Origin of the sequence: Aeoliella straminimaris, assembly GCF_024054565.1 — a bacterium.
Classification (GTDB): domain Bacteria; phylum Planctomycetota; class Planctomycetia; order Pirellulales; family Lacipirellulaceae; genus Aeoliella; species Aeoliella straminimaris.
The window spans coordinates 1-7,314 of sequence record NZ_JAMXLR010000002.1 but is presented as its reverse complement, the minus strand read 5'-3'; the positions used below and the strand labels follow the sequence as shown (position 1 = coordinate 7,314).

Below are 7,314 nucleotides of genomic sequence, written 5' to 3'. Positions count from 1 at the left end.
CGATGTAACCACTGTCTCGAAAACGTTAGGTGAATTGCACGCGGTCGCAGCGATGAATGGCACTTGGAGTTCCGTGAACTTCCCGAGGTTGACAATTACTTCACCGGTGCCATTGACGACTTGGAAATGTATGTCTTCGGCGACAACGAGATGGGCACCACGGGAAACCCGAGCAACGGCGAAGACTACGGAACCTTCAGCCTGTTTGCGGACAACGAGTGGATCAAGAACGCCATCGATACCGATCCCGCTCGAATGGGCACCCTGCTGGCTGGCGACGTCAATCGGGACAGTGAGGTAAGCGGCGACGGTACCGGGCCCGTTGGATCGGACGACGTCAGCGCATTCGTGGCTGGTTGGTTGTCCGAAAACCTCTTCCAATCGGCACATAACGGATTGATAACCGCTGGCGACTGGAACACATGGGGCCAAGGCGACCTGAATCTCGATGGTCGGACTTCGCTGGACGATGCTCTGATCTTGCATAACGAACTGCTCGCCAACGGTAGTGTTAGCGGCTTAGACTTCGGGCTGCTTGCAGGCGGAACCACCGTTCCAGAGCCGACTGCGATCACCCTGCTGGGATTGGCCACGGTCGGTTTGATCCTAATTCGTCGACAAAAACGTCCTTCATTTGGGCATCGACACCTACCACAATCGCTGTCACAAGAATAACAATGGTTTGTCTGCCGAGGTGAACCAGGCAGCATTACTGGGCTTAACAAAGGAGGCTAAGCAGCAAATAATTTTCCGCTACGTGGCAATCGATCCTTGCAGTCGCTTTTCTGCGTTTTACGGGCCGAATTTCGATTGGCTGCCCGATCAGGATCACCCCGGCTTGGCCAACACTGCCCCGCACAAGATGATTCTTCAAGTCGATGGAGATAGAATTCAATTACTCCCTGCCTGGCCATCGAACTAGGACGCCGAGTTTAAGCTGCACGGGCCAGCAGGTAAGATATTTATGGGGGCCTCTGCAAATGGAGGGGCTATGTGGATGAATCCAACATTGGATAGAGTGCTCGACGATAATGATTCTGCACTCACCAAAGCTAAGTTTGGTCTCGACAACGTTCTTGGAGTCGGAGACGTCGGCTCATTGATGCCCGGGGATGTAAACCTTGATGGGAGAGTCGATGTGGTGGACACAGAATCGATTGAATAGGAGCGGAACGCGTACTGAATTCGCCAACAACGGGGCACCCTTAGGTCAAGCGGTCATTTTTTACCCAGTTCATAAGAGAGCTTTCGGATTGATATCTATTCAGCCCGTTTTTCGCCTGAGTTGCTTGTTCGTCGCACTCTCGGTAGGCCATGCCCTAGGTGCTGAGCAAGCTCTCCGGTTTAATCGCGATATACGCCCGATCCTATCGGACAAGTGTTTTGCCTGTCATGGTCCAGCCGCGAGTGACGGCGACACGGACTTGCGCCTCGACTCGCGGGAATCGGCTGTGGAAGACTGGGGAGCCATAGTTCCTGGCAGCCCTGAGGAGAGCGAACTGGTTCGTCGCATCGATTCGACGGATGCCGATGAGGTGATGCCACCCACTGACGCCCACAATCCACTGGATGACGAGCAGCGTGCTCTGCTGCGACGTTGGGTGAAAGAGGGTGCCAACTACGAGCCCCATTGGGCCTACAAGCCGCTCGTTCGCCCTGCAGTTCCCGGCAACTCCAAACCAAAGTCGGTGGCTGAAGCGATCGATTCGTTTATTGAAGCCCAGATGAGAGCGGATGGTATCGAGCCAGTATCAGAGGCCGACCGAATTACGTTAATTCGCAGATTGTCATTCGACCTGACCGGTATGCCGCCCACAGCGGCGGAAGTTGACAGCTTCGTCCACGACCGTTCACCGGATGCCTACGAAAAGCTTGTTGATCGTCTCTTGGAGTCACCTCGCTTTGGCGAGCGGATGGCCATCTACTGGCTCGACCTAGTACGATACGCCGATACGGTGGGCTATCACGGCGATCAGAATGTCTCGCAAACCCCTTATCGCGACTACGTTATCAATTCTTTCAATGCAAACACGCCTTACTCCCAGTTTATCCGAGAACAACTGGCTGGCGATCTACTACCCAATGCCTCACTGGACCAGCAAGTTGCCTCCGGCTACAACCGGCTTAATCAAACCACCGAAGAGGGAGGAGCTCAACCCAAAGAATACTTAGCCATTTACTTCGCCGATCGAGTCCGCAACGTCTCGCAGGTTTTCATGGGCGCCACAATGGGTTGCGCGCAGTGTCACGATCACAAGTACGATCCATATACGTTGCGAGATTTCTACTCTTTGGGAGCATTCTTTGCCGACCTCAAGGAACAAGGCAAGTACGAGGCCAGGAGTCGCCCACCCCAGATTCCCGTTCCGACCGAAGCAGAGCTAGAGCAGCTCGCAGAGATTGATCGCGAAATTGCAGTTTTCGAGTCTCGCCGTGCGCCTCTTGAAGAGCAAGCGCTGCCAGGCCAGTCTGCCTGGGAGACAATCGCCCGAGCACGATTGCGCGAAGCCAGGGAAACGGCGACCGTATGGGTGGACGACCAGGAATTGATCGGTGCGAAATTGGAGGGTGAGTGGCACTATATCACTGATGATGAGGGGCCCGTTCATAGCCAACGCCTATCTCGCGTGCAGCGATCCGCCGGACAAATGCAGCATTTCTTTGACGATGCCACATCGAGAGCCGTCGTTTCGCGAGGTACGCGGTTCTTTGCGTGGGTGTACCTCGACCCAGAAGACCCGCCTGCAGCGATCATGCTGCAATTCAACGACGGTTCCTGGAACCACCGGGCGGTGTGGGGATCCGATGCGATTTCCTATGGCAGGAGGTCTGAGAATTGGGCTGGCTATCAACGCTTGGGAGATTTACCAGAGAAAGGCCAGTGGGTTCGCTTGCAGGTCGACGCCGAACGAGTAGGCCTCGAGCCGGGCGACAGCGTCAAAGGAATGGCATTTACTCAATTCGGAGGGCAAGTCTACTGGGACCAAGCGGGGTGGAGCGACATATTCACCCTTCCTGCTCATGTAGAGCAGGCCTTGTCTCTCGATCCCAGCGAGCGAACCACGGAGCAAGCCAATCGGCTGCGTAAGCACTACTTGTCCCAAACGGCTCCGATAAAAGAGCTGGACAACAATATCGCCCGCCTGCAGGCCCAGCGCAACGACATCGAGCACTCGGCTACCACCACCGTCGTCTCCGAAGCAGTATCTCCGCGTACGATTCGCATCCTGCCACGAGGAAACTGGATGGACGATTCGGGCGAAATCGTGGAGCCCGCCATACCAGAGTTTCTGGGCGAATTGCAAACCGGACCTCGCCGGGCGAACCGACTCGATTTTGCGAATTGGCTGTGTGAACCGGACAATGTGCTCACGTCCCGTACCATGGCCAATCGCCTGTGGTACCTGATGTTCGGTCGAGGTATCTGCAGCAGTGTCGACGATCTCGGCGGCCAAGGAACTTATCCTTCTCATCCCGACCTGCTGGATTGGCTGGCAGTGGAGTTCGTTCAGTCAGGCTGGGACGTTAAGCACCTTCTGCGGTCAATTGTCACCACGAATGCCTACCGTCGCTCTTCGCGAGCTTCTGAGCATTTGCAGCTAAGCGACCCGGGCAATCATTGGCTGGCGAGGCAGGGGCGTTTTCCGCTGCCCGCTGAAATGGTACGTGACAATGCGCTGGCCGTCAGCGGACTGCTGGTGGAGCAAGTCGGAGGCAGTAGCGTGGAGCCGTATCAACCCGCTGGATACTATGCCCAACTGAACTTTCCCAAACGCACCTATGTCGCCGATCCAGGCGACGATCAGTACCGCCGCGGGGTGTACGTTCATTGGCAACGCACCTTTTTGCATCCAATGCTAAAAGCGTTCGACGCCCCTAGCCGCGAAGAATGTACCGCTGCTCGCGCCCGGTCCAATACGCCGCTGCAAGCTCTCACCTTGCTGAATGACCCCACTTTTGTCGAGGCGGCCCGGGTGTTTGCGGCCCGCATTATGCGTGAAGGTGGAAATAGCACGGACGATCGCATTGTTTGGGCGTACCGCAATGTCATCTCCCGTGAGCCCGAGGAGCCGATTGTGGATAGGTTGCAAGATTTGCACGACGCACACCTAGCGCACTACCGTGAACACGTTGAGCAAGCCAAGGAGCTGGTTTCAACGGGCAACGCCCCCGTTGCTACTGAGCTGGAAATATCTGAGCTAGCGGCGTGGACCAGTGTCGCTCGGGCTCTGCTCAACTTGAATGAAACTATTGTGCGTTACTAGCGCATGCCTGGACTATGAATTGGAGTAGTTGCATGCTGAACCACCAAGAGCACATTGCCCGTCGTACGTTTCTCAGACGCACGGGGCTGGGATCAATTGCATTGGCGTCCTTGCTGGAGCCGGGACTCGTTCGCGCTGCGGACTCCCGATCAGAATCAGACAGATCTTCAGTCAGGCACCACCCTCCGCGGATCAAGCGTGTGATCCACCTCTGCATGGCTGGTGGACCAAGCCATCTGGAGACATTCGACCATAAGCCGATGCTGGCAAAGTTCGATGGCCAGCCGATGCCAGCCTCACTGACTGAGGGCCAGCCGATTGCCCAACTGCAAGGGCAAGAGTTGAAGGTCATGGGGCCGCAACATCCCTTCGTTCGACGAGGCCGGAGCGGATTGCAGATGTCGACCATCTTCCCCAATATGGCCGAGATTGCAGACGAAATTTGTGTCGTCAAATCGATGTACACCGGACAAATCAACCACGATCCGGCGCACACTTTCTTTAATACAGGTACCGCGATCAGTGGCCGACCCTCCATGGGCTCGTGGGTGCTCTACGGCCTGGGGGCCGAAACTCAGGACCTGCCCGGCTTTATTGTCTTGACCAGCGAGGGAGGAGGGCAAAGCCAACCAATTAGTTCGCGACAATGGCACTCCGGTTTCCTGCCCAGTCGTTTTCAAGGAGTGCAAATGCAATCCACCGGCAGTCCGGTCCACTACGTAAACAATCCCGCTGGAGTCGGCCGTGAGCAGCAGCGTGACATCGTTCAGGCAGTGAACGATATCAACCGCGTCCGCAATCTTGAACTCGACGACACCGAAGTCGCCACTCGTATCAAGGGCTACGAAATGGCCTTTCAGATGCAGGCTTCGATTCCCGAACTAACGGACTTGTCCGGCGAACCAAAGCATATCATCGACATGTATGGTTGCAGGCCCGGCGATGGCACGTTCGCCAGCAATTGCCTCCTGGCACGTCGACTGGCCGAGCGAGGAGTTCGTTTCATCCAACTTTACCACCGCGGATGGGATCACCATAGTGGGATGAAGAAGGGGGCAGCCGTCACCGGCAAGCTCGTGGATCAGGGTACGACCGCTCTGGTGAAGGACCTGCGGCAACGAGGAATGCTGGACGACACCTTAGTTGTATGGGGTGGGGAGTTTGGGCGTACGCCGATGGCACAGGGAAGCGGTCGCGACCACCACATAAAGGGCTTCTCGTTGTGGCTTGCCGGTGGTGGTCTACCCGGCGGCACTGCTTATGGAGCCACCGACGACTTTGGTTACAACGCTGTAGAAGACCCGGTCCATGTGCGAGATTTTCACGCCACGATGTTACACATGCTCGGAATCGACCATTCGCGGTTCACCTACAAGTTTCAGGGGCTCGATTTCCGCCTTACTGGCGTGGAAGAAGCCCACGTCGTTCATCGGTTGCTTACTTAAGATACCCATCTGATCGCCAATTGCGAGCCGCATCGCAATTACCAATCACATTCCCAAAAGACAGATACGAATTCGATGTCTCAGGCGATCAACAGCATTCGTCTCCATGTCTACCTGGCGCACTCGGCACCAGAACTGCTTGGGCCGGCGCCCCAACCTGTAAAGGGAAAGGTTTATGGATACTCGAAGATCGTTTCTATATAAAGGCGCATTGGCACTAACTAGCTGTGGAATGAGTGTTAAGGCGCCCCGAGAGCTTCTGGCTGCACAGGAAGCATCGACTCCTTCAATCTGTTTTGGTCTGCTTACTGATTGTCACTACGCAGCTAAAGCACACGTTGGATCGCGGTACTACCGGGAATCGCTCAACAAAATCGACGATGCGGTAAGACAGTTCAATGACAGCAAAGCGGACTTCGCCGTCGAGTTGGGTGACTTCATTGATGCCGCCGATGATGTCGACACCGAGCTCGGTTGGCTTCGTAAGGCGAACGAGCACTTTGCGAAGTTTACCGGAGATCGGCATTACGTATTGGGGAATCACTGTGTTGCCACCTTGTCAAAGAAAGAATTCCTGAATACTTCGGGCGCTAAAAAGGCGTACTACTCTTTCGACCGCGGCGACATACACTTCGTCATTCTGGACGCCTGCTATCGTCACGATGGGGTCAGCTACGGCCGGAACAATTTTGACTGGACCGACGCCAATGTCCCACCACACCAGATAAAGTGGTTGCAAAATGACTTGAAGTCGACGTTCTTGCCAGTTGTTGTATTTGTTCACCAAAGACTTGACGGCAACGGCTCTTACTTTGTCAAGAATGCGATGGAAGTGAGAAGTGTACTTGAAGATTCAGGCAAGGTTCTCGCGGTTTTTCAGGGCCATTCACACAAGAACTCCTACAAGGACATCGCAAAGATTCACTACTGCACGCTGCGCGCCGTGGTTGAAGAATCCGGCATTGAAAATAGCGGTCATGCCATCGTCTCCATATTTCCCGACCGCTCGATTCTGGTCGATGGTTATCGACAACAATCAGATTATGACCTAAAAAAGACTTCGCGGTGAAGGCGCTCAGTGGGTGCGCGACATCGCGGATGATCGCTGGCAGTTCACGGCGACCAACTTTTTTGCGTTGGCTTAGCGAACGAGGTTGGACCATCTCTGTCTCTAAGGTTCTCCGTCAACTGCTGGCGGTGGCGAAGACCTTTGCAGCCTAATGCGTTGGTATTCACTGGTGGGAGCTGTCCCAAAGTAGCTCTTGGCGTGCCTTACGTAGGCCACAGCGAGCTGCGCGATGGTCAGAACCAGGGCGGGCTTACCGAACACCGGGGAACGTCCAGAGGCGAGATACTCCGCAATAACGCGGTCGTACTCCTTCTTGCAGGCAACTGTCCCGTGGGGGCCGAGGTAAAAGTCTTTGCCGCCGATCGTGGTCACGGCCTGGCCGGACGCTTTGTGCTTGCGGTACTCGGGGAGAGAATTCGCCAGTTGCGGCATGGTACGGGTTCTCCTGAAAGGACCCACTACGGTACGTACCGTTGTGGCAACTTGGAAAACGCCGCATTTCCGAACGTCGGAAGGTAACAGAAGGCACTTGTTT

5 protein-coding genes are annotated in these 7,314 nt (G+C 55.3%); 4 read left to right on the top strand and 1 reads right to left on the bottom strand.

From position 1 onward, the window contains the following. Positions 1-63 precede the first annotated feature (63 nt). From NG895_RS00030 to NG895_RS00015, 4 genes are all read left to right on the top strand, one after another. Positions 64-675, top strand: coding sequence for a PEP-CTERM sorting domain-containing protein (locus NG895_RS00030; protein WP_252850382.1), 612 nt, complete (start codon positions 64-66; stop codon positions 673-675). A gap of 578 nt (positions 676-1,253) precedes the next feature. Beyond that, complete coding sequence (locus NG895_RS00025) at positions 1,254-4,265, top strand: PSD1 and planctomycete cytochrome C domain-containing protein (RefSeq protein ID WP_261360597.1); 3,012 nt, start codon at positions 1,254-1,256, stop codon at positions 4,263-4,265. Between the two features lie 32 nt (positions 4,266-4,297). Next, a complete protein-coding gene (locus NG895_RS00020; protein WP_425267183.1) occupies positions 4,298-5,710 on the top strand; it encodes a DUF1501 domain-containing protein in 1,413 nt (470 codons plus the stop codon). Positions 5,711-5,885: 175 nt separating this feature from the next. Next, positions 5,886-6,779: a metallophosphoesterase family protein gene (locus tag NG895_RS00015; protein ID WP_252850379.1), complete on the top strand. Its 894-nt coding sequence runs from the start codon at positions 5,886-5,888 to the stop codon at positions 6,777-6,779. Between the two features lie 102 nt (positions 6,780-6,881). On the opposite strand, the gene NG895_RS00010 is transcribed toward NG895_RS00015, so the two are convergent. Continuing rightward, the gene (locus NG895_RS00010; protein WP_252850378.1) at positions 6,882-7,211 is read right to left on the bottom strand and encodes a hypothetical protein; all 330 of its coding nucleotides are present in this window, start codon (positions 7,209-7,211) and stop codon (positions 6,882-6,884) included. Positions 7,212-7,314 lie beyond the last annotated feature (103 nt).

What these genes read in the sequence shown, in the direction of transcription:
- NG895_RS00020 (WP_425267183.1), top strand. Translation starts at nt 4,298, where the DNA reads ATGCTGAACCACCAAGAGCACATTGCCCGTCGTACGTTTCTCAGACGC.
- NG895_RS00010 (WP_252850378.1), bottom strand. Translation starts at nt 7,211, where the DNA reads ATGCCGCAACTGGCGAATTCTCTCCCCGAGTACCGCAAGCACAAAGCG.
- NG895_RS00015 (WP_252850379.1), top strand. Translation starts at nt 5,886, where the DNA reads ATGGATACTCGAAGATCGTTTCTATATAAAGGCGCATTGGCACTAACT.